General features: G+C 69.4%; 17 protein-coding genes. 8 read left to right on the top strand and 9 right to left on the bottom strand.

From position 1 onward, the window contains the following. Positions 1–17: 17 nt before the first annotated feature. From ACGFNP_RS00880 to ACGFNP_RS00865, 4 genes are all read right to left on the bottom strand, one after another. Positions 18–1,172, bottom strand: a complete 1,155-nt coding sequence (locus ACGFNP_RS00880) for a Gfo/Idh/MocA family protein (RefSeq protein ID WP_393313300.1) — start codon at positions 1,170–1,172, stop codon at positions 18–20. 63 nt (positions 1,173–1,235) lie between these two features. Continuing rightward, on the bottom strand, positions 1,236–2,234 hold the full coding sequence (locus tag ACGFNP_RS00875) for a Gfo/Idh/MocA family oxidoreductase (protein WP_358333106.1): 999 nt from the start codon (positions 2,232–2,234) through the stop codon (positions 1,236–1,238). Between the two features lie 10 nt (positions 2,235–2,244). Next, entirely contained in the window at positions 2,245–3,039 is a 795-nt protein-coding gene (locus tag ACGFNP_RS00870) for an SDR family oxidoreductase (RefSeq protein WP_393313297.1), read from the bottom strand. Between the two features lie 540 nt (positions 3,040–3,579). Beyond that, a complete protein-coding gene (locus ACGFNP_RS00865; RefSeq protein ID WP_358333118.1) occupies positions 3,580–4,227 on the bottom strand; it encodes a TetR/AcrR family transcriptional regulator in 648 nt (215 codons plus the stop codon). Between the two features lie 115 nt (positions 4,228–4,342). Between ACGFNP_RS00865 and ACGFNP_RS00860 the strand changes: the two genes are divergently transcribed. Then, positions 4,343–4,528: a hypothetical protein gene (locus ACGFNP_RS00860; protein WP_358333121.1), complete on the top strand. Its 186-nt coding sequence runs from the start codon at positions 4,343–4,345 to the stop codon at positions 4,526–4,528. Between the two features lie 34 nt (positions 4,529–4,562). Further along, a complete protein-coding gene (locus tag ACGFNP_RS00855) occupies positions 4,563–4,952 on the top strand; it encodes a VOC family protein (RefSeq protein ID WP_358333124.1) in 390 nt (129 codons plus the stop codon). 361 nt (positions 4,953–5,313) lie between these two features. Here the strand turns inward: ACGFNP_RS00855 and ACGFNP_RS00850 are convergent, their stop codons facing one another. Further along, entirely contained in the window at positions 5,314–5,766 is a 453-nt protein-coding gene (locus ACGFNP_RS00850) for an Lrp/AsnC family transcriptional regulator (RefSeq protein ID WP_393313293.1), read from the bottom strand. A 116-nt stretch (positions 5,767–5,882) separates the two neighbouring features. Between ACGFNP_RS00850 and ACGFNP_RS00845 the strand changes: the two genes are divergently transcribed. From ACGFNP_RS00845 to ACGFNP_RS00830, 4 genes are all read left to right on the top strand, one after another. Further along, the gene (locus tag ACGFNP_RS00845) at positions 5,883–6,500 is read left to right on the top strand and encodes a LysE family translocator (RefSeq protein WP_393313290.1); all 618 of its coding nucleotides are present in this window, start codon (positions 5,883–5,885) and stop codon (positions 6,498–6,500) included. 49 nt (positions 6,501–6,549) lie between these two features. Next, positions 6,550–7,137 carry a sugar O-acetyltransferase gene (locus ACGFNP_RS00840; RefSeq protein ID WP_393313287.1) on the top strand — a complete coding sequence of 196 codons (588 nt, stop codon included), beginning with the start codon at positions 6,550–6,552 and terminating at the stop codon, positions 7,135–7,137. Beyond that, positions 7,134–7,703, top strand: a complete 570-nt coding sequence (locus ACGFNP_RS00835) for a TetR/AcrR family transcriptional regulator (protein WP_393313284.1) — start codon at positions 7,134–7,136, stop codon at positions 7,701–7,703. Before ACGFNP_RS00840 ends, ACGFNP_RS00835 begins: the two co-directional genes overlap by 4 nt. A gap of 67 nt (positions 7,704–7,770) precedes the next feature. Then, positions 7,771–8,139 (top strand): MFS transporter, encoded by a 369-nt coding sequence (locus ACGFNP_RS00830; protein ID WP_393313281.1) that lies wholly within the window; start codon positions 7,771–7,773, stop codon positions 8,137–8,139. Between the two features lie 72 nt (positions 8,140–8,211). Here ACGFNP_RS00830 and ACGFNP_RS00825 read toward each other — a convergent pair whose 3' ends face one another. The 4 genes from ACGFNP_RS00825 to ACGFNP_RS00810 all read right to left on the bottom strand — a co-directional run bounded on the left by ACGFNP_RS00825 (position 8,212) and on the right by ACGFNP_RS00810 (position 11,731). After that, a complete protein-coding gene (locus tag ACGFNP_RS00825) occupies positions 8,212–9,279 on the bottom strand; it encodes an MBL fold metallo-hydrolase (RefSeq protein WP_393313279.1) in 1,068 nt (355 codons plus the stop codon). 206 nt (positions 9,280–9,485) lie between these two features. After that, entirely contained in the window at positions 9,486–10,334 is an 849-nt protein-coding gene (locus ACGFNP_RS00820) for an alpha/beta fold hydrolase (protein WP_393313276.1), read from the bottom strand. A 42-nt stretch (positions 10,335–10,376) separates the two neighbouring features. Further along, positions 10,377–10,688, bottom strand: a complete 312-nt coding sequence (locus ACGFNP_RS00815; protein WP_358333149.1) for a cupin domain-containing protein — start codon at positions 10,686–10,688, stop codon at positions 10,377–10,379. A 26-nt stretch (positions 10,689–10,714) separates the two neighbouring features. Then, positions 10,715–11,731 carry an alpha/beta hydrolase gene (locus tag ACGFNP_RS00810; protein ID WP_358333152.1) on the bottom strand — a complete coding sequence of 339 codons (1,017 nt, stop codon included), beginning with the start codon at positions 11,729–11,731 and terminating at the stop codon, positions 10,715–10,717. Between the two features lie 159 nt (positions 11,732–11,890). On the opposite strand from ACGFNP_RS00810, the gene ACGFNP_RS00805 reads away from it, so the two are divergent. Continuing rightward, positions 11,891–14,164: an ATP-binding protein gene (locus tag ACGFNP_RS00805; RefSeq protein ID WP_393313272.1), complete on the top strand. Its 2,274-nt coding sequence runs from the start codon at positions 11,891–11,893 to the stop codon at positions 14,162–14,164. A gap of 112 nt (positions 14,165–14,276) precedes the next feature. Next, a complete protein-coding gene (locus tag ACGFNP_RS00800; protein WP_393313269.1) occupies positions 14,277–14,945 on the top strand; it encodes an alpha/beta fold hydrolase in 669 nt (222 codons plus the stop codon). The last annotated feature ends 106 nt before the right edge of the window (positions 14,946–15,051 follow it).

Raw genomic sequence — 15,051 nt, 5'->3', positions numbered from 1 at the left:
GGTGAAGGCCTTCCTGTTCAGACGCTGATCCAGCGCTTCTCGGCGTCCGAGCGAAGCATCGCGTCGACGAGCCGGGCGGCCAGTACCATGTCGGCGATGGTCGCGCCGTCGGGTGTACGGGTGACGATCGAGGTGAGCAACCGCTGGGCCTCGATCACCTTGAGGTCGTCGAAGCTGAGCGGGATCGCGGTGTCCGGCTGGAACGCCCCGGCCTCGCCATCGCCCGGCCCGACGCGGTGGGTGGTCCACGACGCGCCCTGGTAGTCCTGGCCGAGGCACACCTGCAGCTCGCCCATCCGCCGGAAGTCCCAGGCGAGAGAACCGGTGCTGCCGTGCACCTCGAACCCGTAGGAGTTCTGCTCGCCGACGGAGGCGCGGCTGGCCTCCAGGAAGCCCTTGGCCCCGGAAGCGAACCGCAGCATGGTGAGGACGTGGTCCTCGTTCTCGACCGGCAGCAGCGGGCCGTCCGCGCCGCGTGAGAAGTGCGACGAGGCGCCGATGGCCTGGGGACGCCGGGTGATGAACGTCGACGTCTCGGCGAGCAAGGCGGTGATCGGGCCGACAACGTACTGGGCGAGGTCGAGGCCGTGCGAGGCGAGGTCGCCGATGACGCCGCTGCCGGCCTGGTCCCTGACGAAACGCCAGGTCAGGGCGCTGTCGGGGTGGGCGCAGTAGTCGCCGAGCATCTGCACCCGGACGTGGCGGACCTCGCCGATCCGGCCGGCGGCGACCAGGTCGCGGGCGACTTCGACGGCGGGGGCGTTGCGGTAGTTGAAGCCGACGGCGGAAGCGACGCCCGCGGCCGCGATCGCATCGGCGATCTCCTGGGTCTCGGCCAGGTTGCGACCGGCGGGCTTCTCGATCCAGATGTGCTTGCCGGCCTTGGCGGCGGTCACGGCCACGTCGCGGTGAGTGAAGTTCGGGCCCGCGACACACACCAGATCGATGTCGTCGCGGCTGACGAGGTCGGTCCAGTCCGGGGTGGTCCAGGAGATGCCGAAGATCTTGCGGGCGTAGTCGAGACGGTCGTCGTCGGCGGGGTCCGCGACCCCGACCAGGCGCGGGGTCGCGCCCAGATCGCGGTAGTGCTGAAGGACGCGGGTCAGGGCCTTGGCGTGGACCTGGCCCATCCAGCCGAAGCCGACGATGCCGATGTTGACATTCAGCGACATTGGGGTCCACCTGTGGCGGATGGCTCCGCCTACCTTTCTGAAGGAGGCCGGCTCTGAAGGTGATCAGCGGACTTCGTCGAGGCGCACCGGCCGGTGCTCGCGCCAGGAGCGGGTGGCGGCCTCGGCGATGAGCGACGCCTCGACGCCGTCGTGGAGGGTACAGGGCGAGGGCAGGGTGCCGGCCACGACCTGGGTGAAGGCGGTCAGCTCGGCGCGGAAGGCGTCCGCGAAGCGGTCCATGAAGAAGTTCCACGGTGTGCCTGACGGAAAGGCGACCGCCGGATCGGCGGACCGCAGCGGCAGGCGGTCGTCCAGGCCCGCGGCCACGGAATCCTTGCTGCCCAGCACCTCGAGACGGACGTCGTGGCCGCGGCCGTTGGAACGGCTGTTGGAGACGACGGCGAGCGTGCCGCCGGACATGGTCAGGATGGAGGTGACGGATTCGGCGTCACCGGCGGCCTCGATGTAGTCGACGCCCTGGTTGGTGCCGGCGGCGTACACCTCGACGACCTCCTGGCCGGTGACGTATCGGACGGCGTCGAAGTCGTGGATCGCGCAGTCGTTGAAGATGCCGCCCGACCCGCGGATGTAGGCCTCCGGCGGAGGCGCCGGGTCCAGCGTCGTCGAGCGTACGGTGTGGACGTACCCCAGGGTGCCCGCGACCAGGTCCGCCCTGGCCGCCATGTAGGCGGCGTCGAAACGGCGTGGGAAGCCGATCTGGATCGGGGTGTCGTTGCCGGCCAGTTCGTTCCGCAGCGCGACGGCCTCCTCCGACAGTGCGGCGACGGGTTTCTCGCAGAAGGTGGGGATCCCCGCCAGAACGCAGGCCCGGATGAAGTCGGGGTGCGTGGCGGTCGACGACGCGATGATGATGCCGTCGACGCCTGAGGCCAGGACGTCGGCGGGCTCCGGGGCGACGCGGACGCCGAGCCGCTCTCCGACTCCTCGCGCGAGGTCGGGGACGGCGTCGGTGATGATGATCTCGTCGACAGCCGGGAGGTCCGTGAGCGTCTGTGCGTGGAACGCGCCGATGCGTCCCACGCCGATCAGTCCGATGCGCATGACGTACCTTCTACTCGTAGGTGCCCGGGATGGTCTGGTCCCAGTCGATGACGGACCCGGTGACCACACCGCTGCGGGCCGAGAGCAGGAAGACTACGAAGTCGGCGATCTCGTCGACCTGCCCCAGCTTTCCCATGGGCTGCTGTGCCGCGGCCCTTTCGAGCCAGTCGTCGTCGGCGTCGTGCCAACGGCGCTGGGTGGCGTCCTCGCCCTCGGTCTCGGTCCATCCGATGTTCACGCCGTTGATCCGGATCCGGTCCCAGCGATGAGCGAACGCGGCATTGCGCGTCAGTCCGACCAGGCCGGACTTCGATGCGACGTACGGCGCCAGGTACGGCTGACCGCCGTGGGACGACATCGTGATGATGTTGACGATGGAACCCCCTCTGCCTCGGGCGACCATGTCCTTGATCGCCGCCTGCATGAGGAAGAACGGACCGCGCAGATTGACGGCGATGTGCTCGTCGAAGAGCTCCGGCGTGGTGTCGAGCATCGTGCCGCGGGTGGTGAGGCCGGCGCAGTTCACCACGCAGTCGATCCGGCCGAACCGGTCGATCGTCTCCGCGACCGCGGCCTGGCTCTCGCCGACGTCACCGGCATCGGCCTGGACGTAGCGAACCTGCCGGCCCGACCGCTCGGCGAGATCGGTCGCGAACTGCTCACCGACGTCCTTCCGCCGGCCGGTGACCACGACGTCGGCGCCGTTCCGTACCGCGGCGTCGGCGATCGCCGCACCCAAGCCTTGCGTCCCGCCACTGACGAGGACGACCCTGCCGTCGAGCAAGGCGTCGCTGAGCTGAGGCATGACTGGCTCCCCCGGAGGTTCTGATGGCACACCCGCGACGATCGGCCGGGTGCGAGACAGGGTGTGTGACCCCTGACACAAAACCGTAGGCTCCGTCCGTGCGCGTACGGCGGCCAGAACGACTCAAGAACGCCTCAGCCGTCGCAGCCGACTGAGCAGTGTGATCACGTGACCAGGAGGCCCACTCGAAGCGGGTCTTGTGGATCGACGGGCACCGAGGTGAAGATCTCGCCGGTGACGCTCTCGTGCGATGGGAAGTCGTCGTGGACGCGATTCGAATCCGCACGGGTAGGGCATGACGCGGCTGCGCCATGCCCTCCAGACCCATCTCGACGCGCTCGACTCCGGCGACGAGGACCAGATCGTCGCCTAGGTCCGCGAGCACATCGCCAGAAGCGCCGACGAGGTCGTGAAGCTGATCGAACGCCAGTCCGGTCAACCCTGAACCACGCTCCCTTTGGCGGCCCCTGCGGTCGCGGGCCGTGTCGTTTCGCGCGCCCGGCGCCGAGCCTGCCCGAACAGCAGGCCCGATGACTCACATCAGCCAGAGGCATAGTCGGCCAGGCCGGGCTCCAGCAAGTCGAAGGCTTGGATGGCTTCGGCGGCGATGGTGCGGGCGATCTGGTCGTTGGGCTGTCCGGCGAGGGTGAGGGTCTGGATGCGGTGAAACAGCACGCGGTGGACGGTGCCCAGCAGAGCAGCGGCGGTCTGCACGGCGATGTCGTCGGACTGGGCGGCAGTGACGTCGGCGAGCACTTGGGCGAGGTGGTGTTCCCGCTGGTCGTGCAGGCCGCGCAGGCAGGCGGTCAGGGTGGGACTGTCGGCGATCATGCGGGCGAACTCCTGGCCGGAGAATCCGGCGACCGGGTCCTGGGCGGCCACGGCGTCGGCGAACGCGCGGCGCAGCGCGGCCAGCGCTGATTCCCCTGGGCGTCGTGCGGTGACGGCACGGGCCAGGGAGGCGGCGAACTCCTCCTGATGGTCCAGGGCCAGGTCTTCCTTACGCGGGAAGTAGTTGGTGACGGTCTTCTTTGCTACGCGGGCGACGGCGGCGATCTCGGCGATGGTCGTCGGCTCGAAGCCCTGGGCGATGAACAGCCGGGTCGCATGGTCGGAGATGAGCTGCCGGGTTTCGTGCTTCTTGGTTTCGCGCAGCCCGGCGACGGGAGCGGGAGTCTGGGTAACCATGGAGCAATCTTACCTTCGTAGCATCTTTATGTTGACACCCTTGGGCGCCCTGGACTAACTTTACCTCCGTCGTAAGTTTATGACGATGGAACGCCGAGTTCGAAGGAGAACGCCCTTGCGCAAGCACCCCCACGCCGCCGCCGCGCCCGTGGTCGAGTTCGCTCGTGTGCCCCGATCGCAGCAGCCCGAGCGGGCCCCGCTGCACGGCGCCGAACTGCGTCGGCCGCCGACCGACCACAGCATCCGTGCGTCGCAGCAAGTCCGGAGCAGGCGCATCGTCCCCCGGCGCCGCAGCTACTGACCCCACCCCACCCCGCCGCACCAGAGGAGATCCCTTGCAGTTCATCGCTTCCACTGTCTCGCTGACCGTCGACGACGTCGCCGCCTCTCAGGCGTTCTTCACCACCTACCTGGGCTACACCGTCCAGCATGCCGCCGCCGGCTTCGCCTCCCTGTCGCGCGACGACTCGGTCGACATCGTCCTGCTCGCCCGCGGCATCGAGGTGCTGCCACCCGAGCAGCGCGACCAGCGTGCCGGCGGTCTGATCCTCGCCTTCACCCTCGACGGCGGCCTGGCCGAGCAGGAAAAGCGGCTGCGCGACGCCGGGGCGCAGATCACCATGCCGCTGCGCCAGGAGCCCTGGGGCGAAGCCTTGTTCCAGGTCACCGACCCCAACGGCCTGATCGTCCAGTTCGTCGAATGGGTCGCCCCCGAACGCCGCTGACCCGCCCGCACGACAAAGGCCCCAATCGGCGCGTCACCGCGACGTGCGGGAACGCACTCGACGCGTCACTTCCCCCTTGAGCAGGAGAAACCGCCATACCTGTGACCTTCAACCACACCATCATCGCCGCCAAGGACCGCCACGCCTCGGCACGGTTCTTCCGTGAGCTGTTCGAGCTCCCCGAGGCGCCTTCCTGGGGGCCATTCACCAACGTCCTGCTGGATGTGACCCGGAGTCCCACCACGTCGGTGACCGGCAGCGGCAGGGCCACCCGGACCATGTCGTCCCAGTGCTGGCGAATGACCATCCTGTTGATGAACCGACCACCGCGGCCCTGTTCTGCGAACCGCGGCCGGGCAGCTCACAGAGGCAAGGGCCGGTTCTCGACGACGCTCTTCATGACAAGGGTGGAGCTGAGGCGCAGGACGCCGGGAAGAGTGGACAACTGGCCGTCGTAGACCTCCTGGAAGGCGGCCAGGTCGCGGGCGATGACGCGCATCAGGTAGTCGGGGTCACCGAACAGCCGTTGGGCCTGCAGGACGTGCGGGACGGCGGCGACCGCCTGCTCGAAGGCGTCGACCGTGTCGCGGTCCGCGGCGCGCATGGTGACGAAGACGAGGGCCTCGAACGTCAGGCCCAAGGCGTGGGCGTCGAGGTGTGCCCGGTAGCCGCTGATCGCGCCGGAGTGTTCCAGGGCGCGCAGGCGGCGGTGGCAGGGCGAGACGCTGAGGCGGACGCGCTCGGCGAGTTCGGTGATGGTGAGCCGCCCGTCGCGCTGGAGTTCGGCAAGAATTCTCCGGTCTACGTCGTCCATGGGGCAGATTCTCCCTCATAACGGGCTTTATGGGGGAAAGATTGGAAGCACATTCCGGCCATTCGACCATAAACTTCCTTCTCGAATCTGAGTGAGCGCGAAGGAGAAGCAAGGTCATGCCCGTCGGTACCGTCGCCGCGTTCTGGGCGGTCTCATTGATGTTCGTGGTGACACCCGGCGCGGACTGGGCCTACGCGATCACGGCGGGGCTGCGCCATCGGACGGTGTTGCCGGCGGTGGGCGGGCTGCTGGCCGGGCATCTGGCGGCCACTGCGCTGGTGGCGGCCGGAGTGGCCGCCCTGGTGGCCCGGTCGCCGCTGGTGATGACCGCGCTGACCGTGGCGGGCGCGGCCTATCTGGTCTGGCTGGGGATCGGCATGCTGGCTCGCCCCGCGGCCCCGCAGGCCGGTGCGGAACAGGCCGCCACCTCGTGGGCGCGGCAGATGGTGAAAGGGGCAGGGATCAGCGGGCTCAACCCGAAGGTGTTCCTGCTGTTCCTGGCGCTGCTGCCGCAGTTCACCGACCCGGACGCCGGTTGGCCGCTCGCGGTGCAGATCGTGGCGCTGGGGCTGGTGCACGTAACCAGTTGCGCCGTGGTCTACACCGGAGTGGGCGCGGGAGCGCGCCGGGTGCTGCGGGCGCGGCCCGCCGCGGCCCGGACGGTGAGCCGCTTCTCCGGCGCGGCGATGGTGGTGATCGGTGTGCTGCTGCTGGTGGAGCAGCTGGTCGGGTAGGGCCCCGCAGATATGTACCTGCGTACACTCCATGCGTACGCTCGTACATATGGAGTCTGACTTCGACGGCCGCTCGATGCGCGAGCGGATGCTCGCCGGTGACCTGTACATCGCCGACGATCCCGAGCTGGCCGAGCACATGCTGCGGGCCATGGACCTGATGGAGGCGTTCAACGCGACGCCGGCGCGTGATCCGCGGGAGCGGCGCCGGCTGCTCACCGAGCTCCTGGGTGCGGTCGGTGAAGGTACGGAGATCCGGCCGCCGCTGCGCGTGGACTACGGCGGCAACATCCGCATCGGCGCCCGGTCGTTCGCCAACTTCGGGCTCGTCGCCCTGGACGTCGCGTCGATCACCATCGGGAACGATGTGCAGATCGGGTCGTATGTGCAGCTCATGACGCCGACTCATCCGGTTGATCCAGAGCTGCGCCGGGCGAAGTGGGAGGCCGCCAAGCCGATCACCATCGGTGACAACGTGTGGCTGGGCAGTGGGGCGATCATCCTGGCCGGGGTCACGATCGGGGAGAACACGGTCGTGGGGGCGGGCGCGGTGGTCACCCGCGATCTTCCGGCCAACGTGGTCGCGGTGGGCAATCCCGCCCGGGTGATCCGCACGATCGAGCTGGATACGGCATGAGCGGCCCCACCGACGCATCCGCTCCACGGCGGCCGCGGCGGCACGACCCCGGGCGGCGGGACCGGCTGATCGACGCGGCACTCACCGTCATCGCTGAGCGTGGCGTCGCCGGGACGACGCATCGGGAGATCGCTCGCGCCGCGGACGTGCCGCTGGGGTCGATGACCTACCACTTCACGTCGCTTGAGGAAGTACTGGCCGAGGCGTTCACCCGGCACGCCGACGCGGTGGCCCGCGTCTTCGACGAGCGTCTGAGCGCCGCTCAGGATCGTCAGGAGGCGGTCGAGTCGGTCATCGCGCTGGTGTCGGACGACCTGCTCGGCTCACAGGACGATCTCGTCCTGTCCGTGGAGCTGTACGTGGCCGCTGCGCGTAATCCGGCCCTGAGAGCCGTCACGCAGGCATGGATGGCGCGCAGCCGCCGGGCGCTGGAGCGCCATTTCGACGCCACCACCGCCCGGGAGCTGGACGCGCTGATCGAAGGGCTCGTGCTGCACAGCGCTCTGTCGACCGACCCGATGACGCCCGAGCAGATCCGCCACGCCATCCACCGGTACCTCCGCTGATCTCCGCTCGCCCGCACCAACGTGATCGGAGAGCCGATGCCCGCTGCCCCTCTCACCGCACCCACCCGTGAGGCCCCTTTATCTCAGCGCCGACCTGCGTACCGATGCCGCCACCGCGGGTCTGGCCGTCGTGGCTCTCCAGGTCGCCATGACGGTCGGCCGTCTGACCGGTGACCGTGTCGTGGACCGCTTCGGCCGGCGCACCGTCGTCCGCGCCGGCGGAGCCCTGGCCACTGTCGGCATGGGCGCTGCCCTCGCCGTGCCGTCCGTCGCGACCGCGCTGGTCGGCTTCGCCCTCGCCGGGCTCGGCGTCGCCACCCTCGTGCCCGCCGCCATGCACACCGCGGACGAACTGCCCGGACTGCTCAGCGTCGTCCTGGCCGGCGTCATCACCGTCGTTCTCGCCCATGTCCTGACCAACCGCACCCCAGCCTAGGCTCGGGGCTTGTTCCGAACGCACTGTCTGGGGGTTCGACTGCCGGCTCTTGGCCGGCGTCGAGCATGTTGGTCAGGGGTGGATGCCGAAGGGCCCGAGCAGGCCGGTGTCGATTCGCATGGACTCCAGCAGACCGAAGGCGTTGTCCTTGGTGAACACGTCGGCGGCGGCCAGCGTGCCGAGGTAGCCGGCGACGACCGGGGCGGCGGCCTGCTGGGCGACCGCGTCCAGGTAGCCGGTGAAGATCGCCCACGCGTTGCCGGCCGGACCGTACTTACCGAAGAACGGCGCCGGGTCGAGGCTGGCGACCGTGTCACGGACGCTGGTCCGCAGGTCGGCCAGGTATCGCTGCTGCAGGTGTCCGTCGGCGCGGGTGCCGAGGCGGCCGAGGTGGCCGCCGACGAGGGTGCGCCACGGATATCCCATGGCGGTGTCGTGGGCCCGCAGCCAGCCGGGGATGTCCTGGGAGACAGCGAGATTCTTGAAGGGCACCCAGCCGGGATAGAGCACATCGACCACCATCAGGGTCTCCTGCTTGGGGGCATGGATGAAGATGTTGTCGGGTGAGTGATTGGGGCCGTGGTAGGCCAGTTCGAGACGCTCGCCGCCGACCCGCAGGACGTAGTGGTCGTCGAAGGTGAGCGTGGGCGCCGGCCGGTTCGGATCCGCGTCCCGGCGCAGGAATCTCGCGGTCTCGGTATGTCCGATGCGGATGACGTCCTTGCCGAAAATCGAGGCGGCTCCGATGTGGTCGGCGTGCGAGTGGGAGTAGATGAGGTGGGTCACCTTCCGGGGGCGGCCGTTGGCCCGGGTGACTTCCTCGATGGCGCGCAGCAGGTTGTACCCGATGGTGGGTGGCGCGTCGACGAGGACGACGCCCTGGCGTGTGGTCAGGAACATGGCCTGGTAGGAGGAGTCGGTGACCCAGTGCAGGTCGCCGTCGATCCGGCCGACGAAGTAGCCCTTGTCGTTGAGCGCGGGGCCCTTCGACGCCTCGGGGATGGGCGCGTAGTCGGGGAGGGCGCCGGATGCGGGCGCCTCGCCGGTCCCGAGCAGGCTGGCGGCCAGGGGTAGCGCCGATGCGGCGGTCGCTCGGGTGAGGAAGGTTCGCCTACTCGCGTGGGCGATGGTGTGGACCATGGGGATTGTCTCCATTCGGAAGGTGCGGCCGCCTGGCGAACGTAGGACGGGCGGAGCGGATCGAAGGGTCCGGTGGTGAGGGGTGGTCGGCCGTTGTCCTGGACAGTCACGATCCGGCCCAGTCCGCGGGTGAGCGCTGGCCGGAACTGCGGCAGGCGCGGGGATCGCGCCTGCCGCGTGCCGGACCGATGGGTGTCGTGCGGGGATCAGCGGGTGGCGTGGGCTGCCGCTGTGATGACAGCGGTGGTGGCGTCAGGCCGGGAGATCATGATCACGTGTGAGGCTTCCCCGACTTCGCTGGTGCGCGCGCCGGCGCGCTGGGCCATGAACCGCTGGGCTGCGGGTGGGATGGCCTGGTCGGCGCCGGCGACCAGGTACCAGGAGGGGATGGTCTTCCAGGCGGGCGCTCCGCTCGGGGAGCCGAGCGCGGCCAGGGCGGCCGGGCGCTGGGTGGCGGCCATCAGGGCGGTGTCGCGGGCGGGCAGGTCGGCGGCGAAGGCGGCGTGGAATGCGGCGGGGGCGATGTAGGCGTCGGTGCCGGTACCGCCGCCGGGCAGCGGGTACTGGCGGGTGATCAGGCTGGTGGGCAGCTGGCTGCCGGGGAACTTACCGGTCAGGTCGAGCGCTGACTCGGCCTCCTCGGGTGCGAACGCGGCGATGAAGACCAGCGCCTTGACGTTGGGGTGGCCGGTGGCGGCGTTGGAGATGACCGCTCCGCCGTAGGAGTGGCCGACCAGAATGACCGGTCCGTCGATGCTGGAGACGATGCTCGACAGGTAGGCCGAATCGCCTGCCAGGTCGCGCAGGGGGTTGGCGGGGGCGATCACCGGGTAGCCGGCCCCTTGGAGCCGGGCGACGACCTTGTTCCAGCTCGAGGCGTCGGCGAACGCACCGTGGACCAGCACCACAGTGGGTTTGACCGTTTGCCGGCTCGTCGCGGCGGCGGCCGAGGGAAGAGCCGTGACCAGGATGGCCAGCAAGGCCAGGACGGCCAGTGTCACGGGCAGCAGGAGTCGGATCCCCGGCCGGAAGAGCGGAGAGGTCTGTGCGGACATGGCGGATCTCCTTGGTAGGGGTGAAGGTGTCGAGCGGTGCGCCTAGGCCACCGGCGGAGGACCCGCCACGCGCAGGCGGTACGCCTCGGCCGAGGCGAGGATGGCTTCGATGTCGAACAGGTCGTAGCGGTCGTCCCCGACGAAGAAGGTGATCTCTCCATCGAGCACGATCCAGATCTCGTCCTCCGCCTCGTGAACGTGCAGGGGTGGCGCGTGGCCCTTGGGGTCGGTGAACTCCATCACGCTCAAGGTGCCGCCGGTCGCCGTGCCCGGCACCAGGATCTGGGCCCGGCCACCGAGGAACCAGAAGGGGTTCTGCGTGTCGCCGGAATGGGGTGCACGTCTGTTGTTCATGTGGCTGCTCCTGTTTCGGCGTCGGGTCAGTTCTTCTTGAGGAAGCGCAGGAGTGTGCGGGTGAGCTGTTCGGGCTGCTCCTCGAAGATCCAGTGACCGGAGTCCTCGATGACGATCCCGGTCACATGGCCGGCGTACTTGCGGACTTGGGTGGGGACGAAGTCACCGAGGCTGCCACGGGCGCCGATGGCGAGTACCGGCATGGTGAGCTTCTTCGCGCTGTATGCGCTGTTGTCAGCGACGTCCTTGGGAAAGGCGCGGAACCATTCGAAACTCGCCCGCAGGTGAGCGTCATCGCGCAGGTAGCGGGCGTACTCGCGGACCTGTTCGTCGCTGACGCCGTTCTTCTTGACTTCGAGGGAGTCGACGAAACGCTCCACCCACTGCTCCTCCCGGCCGTTCACCATGCGCTCGGGCAGGCCGTTGCGGACGCTGAAGTAGCCGAAGTTCCAGAAGCCCGGCCCCTTCGCGGTGAGGGAGGGGAAGGTGTAGAGGGTCTTGTCGGGGATGGGTGCCTCGCTGAGGACCAGCTTGGTGACGTCGCCGGGGTGGGCGGCGGCGTAGGAGTAGGCGACCATCGTGCCGATGTCGTGCCCCACGAGCCTGATGTCCCGCTTGAGGCCGAGCCTGGTCAACAAGCCGTGCAGGTCAGCGGCGAGGGTCTTCTTGTCGTAGCCACTGGCGGGTGCGTCGCTCTTGCCTGCTCCGCGTAGATCCGGCGCGATGACCGTGTAGTGCTTGGCGAGCTCGGGCAGGACTTCGCGCCAGGTGTACCAGGTTTGCGGGTATCCGTGCAGCAGGACCAGCGTCGGCCCGTGTCCACCGCGCACGTAGTTGATCGCGACGTCGCCGACCTGAACTCTCCCCTCACGAAAACCTGCCGGAATGCGCGGCGCATGGCCGGTCTCCGACGGCGTCTTGGAGGCGATGGCTGTGATGGGCACCGGGGCGGCCTGGGCGGAAGCGGCAGGGGCGAGGTAGGCGAACATGCCAGCCACCGCGATCGGGATGACGACGCGGCCGCGGACCTTCTTGGCGTTCATGGGGCAAACCGTAGAAACCGGCTCGCTTGCCGCGCGAGCGTCACCTGACTGCGTCACCGAGCGCTACGTGACCGCAGGTCGTGTTCCAGGCTGAAGGTGAACGAAGCAGTGGCCTCCGCTGTCACCGGCTCTCTCCCGTAAGCTTTGGGTGATCTCCACTTGATCGCGGAGAAGGAGCGCTCGATTACCGCACCCAGCTTCGCGGAGGTGCTGCGTCGCCATCGGCACGCGGCACGTCTGACGCTGGAGCAGCTCGCCGAGGCCTCGGGGGTCAGCGCCCGGACGCTGTCGGACATGGAACGCGGACGCAGCAAGGGTTCCCAGCATCGGACCGTCACCGCGCTGGCCGACGCCCTCGGCCTGGGCGACGCCGACCGCGACCAGCTCGTCGAGCTGGCACGCGAGGGCCGCCTGCGCGATCACTGGGCCCGCCCGACCGGGCTGTGCGAGCTGCCGCGCTCCGTCGGCGACTTCACCGGTCGAGCCGCGGGACTGGCCTGGATCAGCGAGCTCTTACGCGCCGGGGACGCGCCGGGCGCCGCGGGTGTGGGGCTCATCACCGGTTCTGCCGGGCTGGGCAAGACCACGTTGGCCGTCCGCGCCGCCCACGCCCTGCGGCCGGACTTCCCTCACGGGGTGTTCTTCCTCGACCTGTTCGGTATGTCTGCGCAGCCCCTGCCCGTCGACGATGCCTTGGGCATGCTGCTTCGCGCACTCGGCATCGCGGATCAGCAGATCCCGGGCGACGTCGCCGGGCGTGCGTCCTTGTACCGGTCCCTGCTGCGTGACCGGCGCGTGCTGATCGTGCTCGACAATGCCGCCGCCGAGGAGCAGGTCCGGCCGCTGCTGCCGGGCGGCGGTGCGGGAAAGGCCCTGGTGACCAGTCGCCGCCTGCTGGCCGGTCTGGAAGGAGTGCGCAGACTCGCCCTCGGGCCCCTGCCCCTGCTGGAAGCCACCGAGCTGCTGACCGGAATCCTGAAAGACCGCGGCGCCCCGGACGAAGGATCGGCCGTCGGGCAGCTCGCGCAGCTGTGCGGTGGTCTGCCCCTCGCGCTCCGGATCGCCGGAAATCGGCTGGTCAGCCGACCCGGCTGGAACGCCGCCGACCTCGCCGCCCGGCTGACGAACGAGGAGCGTCGCCTGGACCAGCTCAGCGCCGGCGATCTCAAGATCGCCACCGCGTTCGGGCTGTCCTACGAGCAGCTGGCCACCTCGACGCGACGGCTCTTCCGCCGGCTCGCCCTGGTGCCGGGCCGCAGCTTCGACGCCGCTCTGGCCGCCGTGGTGGGCGGCACGTCGATCGAGGAGGCATGGGACGCCCTCGACGAACTCGTCGACCTCGGTCTGCTGCAGGACAGCACGTCGGAACGCTACCGCTTCCACGACCTGGTACGGCTGTTCGCCCGCGATCGGCTTCAGCAGGAGGAGCCTGCGGCCGAGCGCGACGCGCTCACCGTGACGATGACGTCATGGCTGCTGCGGACGGCCACGACCGCCGGGCGGTGGTTCGAGCCCGGGTACGGCGATCCTGGCCAAGCTGCCCCCGATGCCGCTGAGCTGTCCTCCGCGGAGAAGGCCGACCACTGGCTACGCGTGAATGTGGACAACTGGCTGGGCGCGTTACGTCACGCGGCGAGCATCGGCCGGTTCACCGCCGTCCTCGACTGCGCCGAGTCGATGGACTGGTTCTCCGATCAGTGGATGCACGCGCCGCACTGGTACGAGGTGTTCACCCTCGGTGCCGAGGCCGCCGCCGCCCTGGGCGATCCGGCCCGGCAGGCCGCGCAACTGAACATGCTGGCCTGGGTCCATCTGCTGCCGCGAGATGACCCGGAGACCGCACTGCGCTACACAGCCCAGGCGATAGACCTGGCAACCCGCAGTGGTGCCACGGCGCAGATCGGCTTGGCTCATCACCACGCGGGAGGCGCGCTTCGACGGCTCGGGCGGCTCGACGAGGCCATCGCGGCGGAAACCCAGGCGGCGCGGATCCACTTGGCCAACGGCGACATGGATCGGTACTGCAATTCTCTCGCCGCCCTCGGCACCTGCCTTCGCGACGCCGGAGATCACACCAAGGCGCTGAAGCAGTACCTCGACGTGCTGGCCCTGCTGAACGACGACTGCTCGGGGATAACGCCGAGCGTCGCGGCGTTCAACAGGCCGATCGTGCTGGCCCGCATCGGCGAATGCCTGGGATTGCTCGGCCACCGGGCTGAGGCGATCATCAAGCTCACCGAGGCGACCAGCCTCATGGAGCAGGCTCAGTTGCTCGTCCCGCAGGCCCGCTCCCTGGAGACACTGGCGGTCTTGCTGGCCGAGGAGGACCGGACCGGCGAGAGCCGCCATACCTACGCGAGGGCGGCCGGGGTGTACGAAGCCATCGGCGACGCCGAGGCGAGCAGCCGCTGCCGCGACCTGGCGAACGCCTGACGCTCGGGCCTACTTCTGCGTCCTGTTCTGCGTGGCCGGGCCGCGTGCACGCGACTTGGATGGAGAGCACCAGGACACGCGCCGGGCCTGTCCGTCCAGCTCGGGAGCGACCATGACCACCATTAGGAACATCGTGCTCGTGCACGGTGGCTTCGTGGACGGATCCGGCTGGCGGGGTGTCTACGACGAGCTGACCAGGAACGGGCTCCGCGTCCACATCGTGCAGAACCCGACGCTGTCGCTGGCGGATGACGTCGCGGTGACCCGCCGGGTCCTGGACGGCCTCGACGGCCCGGCCGTCCTGGTCGGCCACTCCTACGGTGGGGTCGTCATCAGCGAGGCCGGCGCCCACCCCAACGTCACATCGCTGGTCTACATCGCCGCGTTCGCCCCGGACAAGGGCGAATCGGTCAGCACCCTCATCGCCGACCCGCCGGTGCCGCCCATCCTCCCTCCCAGGGAGGGCTTCCTCTTCCTTGACCGCGACACGTTCGCCGCCTCGTTCGCCGCCGACCTGCCCGGCCAGGTGGCGGCGTTCATGGCCGATTCTCAAGTCCCGTGGGGCGTGGACGCCCTCGGTGGGTCGGTCACCGAACCGGCCTGGCGGCACAAGCCCAGCTGGTACCTCGTCGCGACCGAGGACCGGATGATCCCGCCGCCGGCTCAGCGCATGATGGCCGAGCGCGCCGGAGCGAAGGTCGTCGAGGTCATCGGCAGCCACGCCGTCTACGTCTCCCAGCCCGCCGCGGTCGCCGACCTCATCCGCGAGGCCGCCATCTGACGGCAGGTGGGGCGGCGTCACCCCCAAAGAGCACCGCCGCCTGCGAGCCGCCCAGAACACGCATCCGCAGAACTGAGCGCATCAGCGAAAGGCCTGAATCCTCATG

Source organism: Nonomuraea sp. NPDC049269, from assembly GCF_043197155.1.
GTDB lineage: Bacteria > Actinomycetota > Actinomycetes > Streptosporangiales > Streptosporangiaceae > Nonomuraea.
The sequence above is the reverse complement of the archived record's forward strand: the minus strand, read 5'-3'. Positions and strand labels throughout refer to the sequence as shown.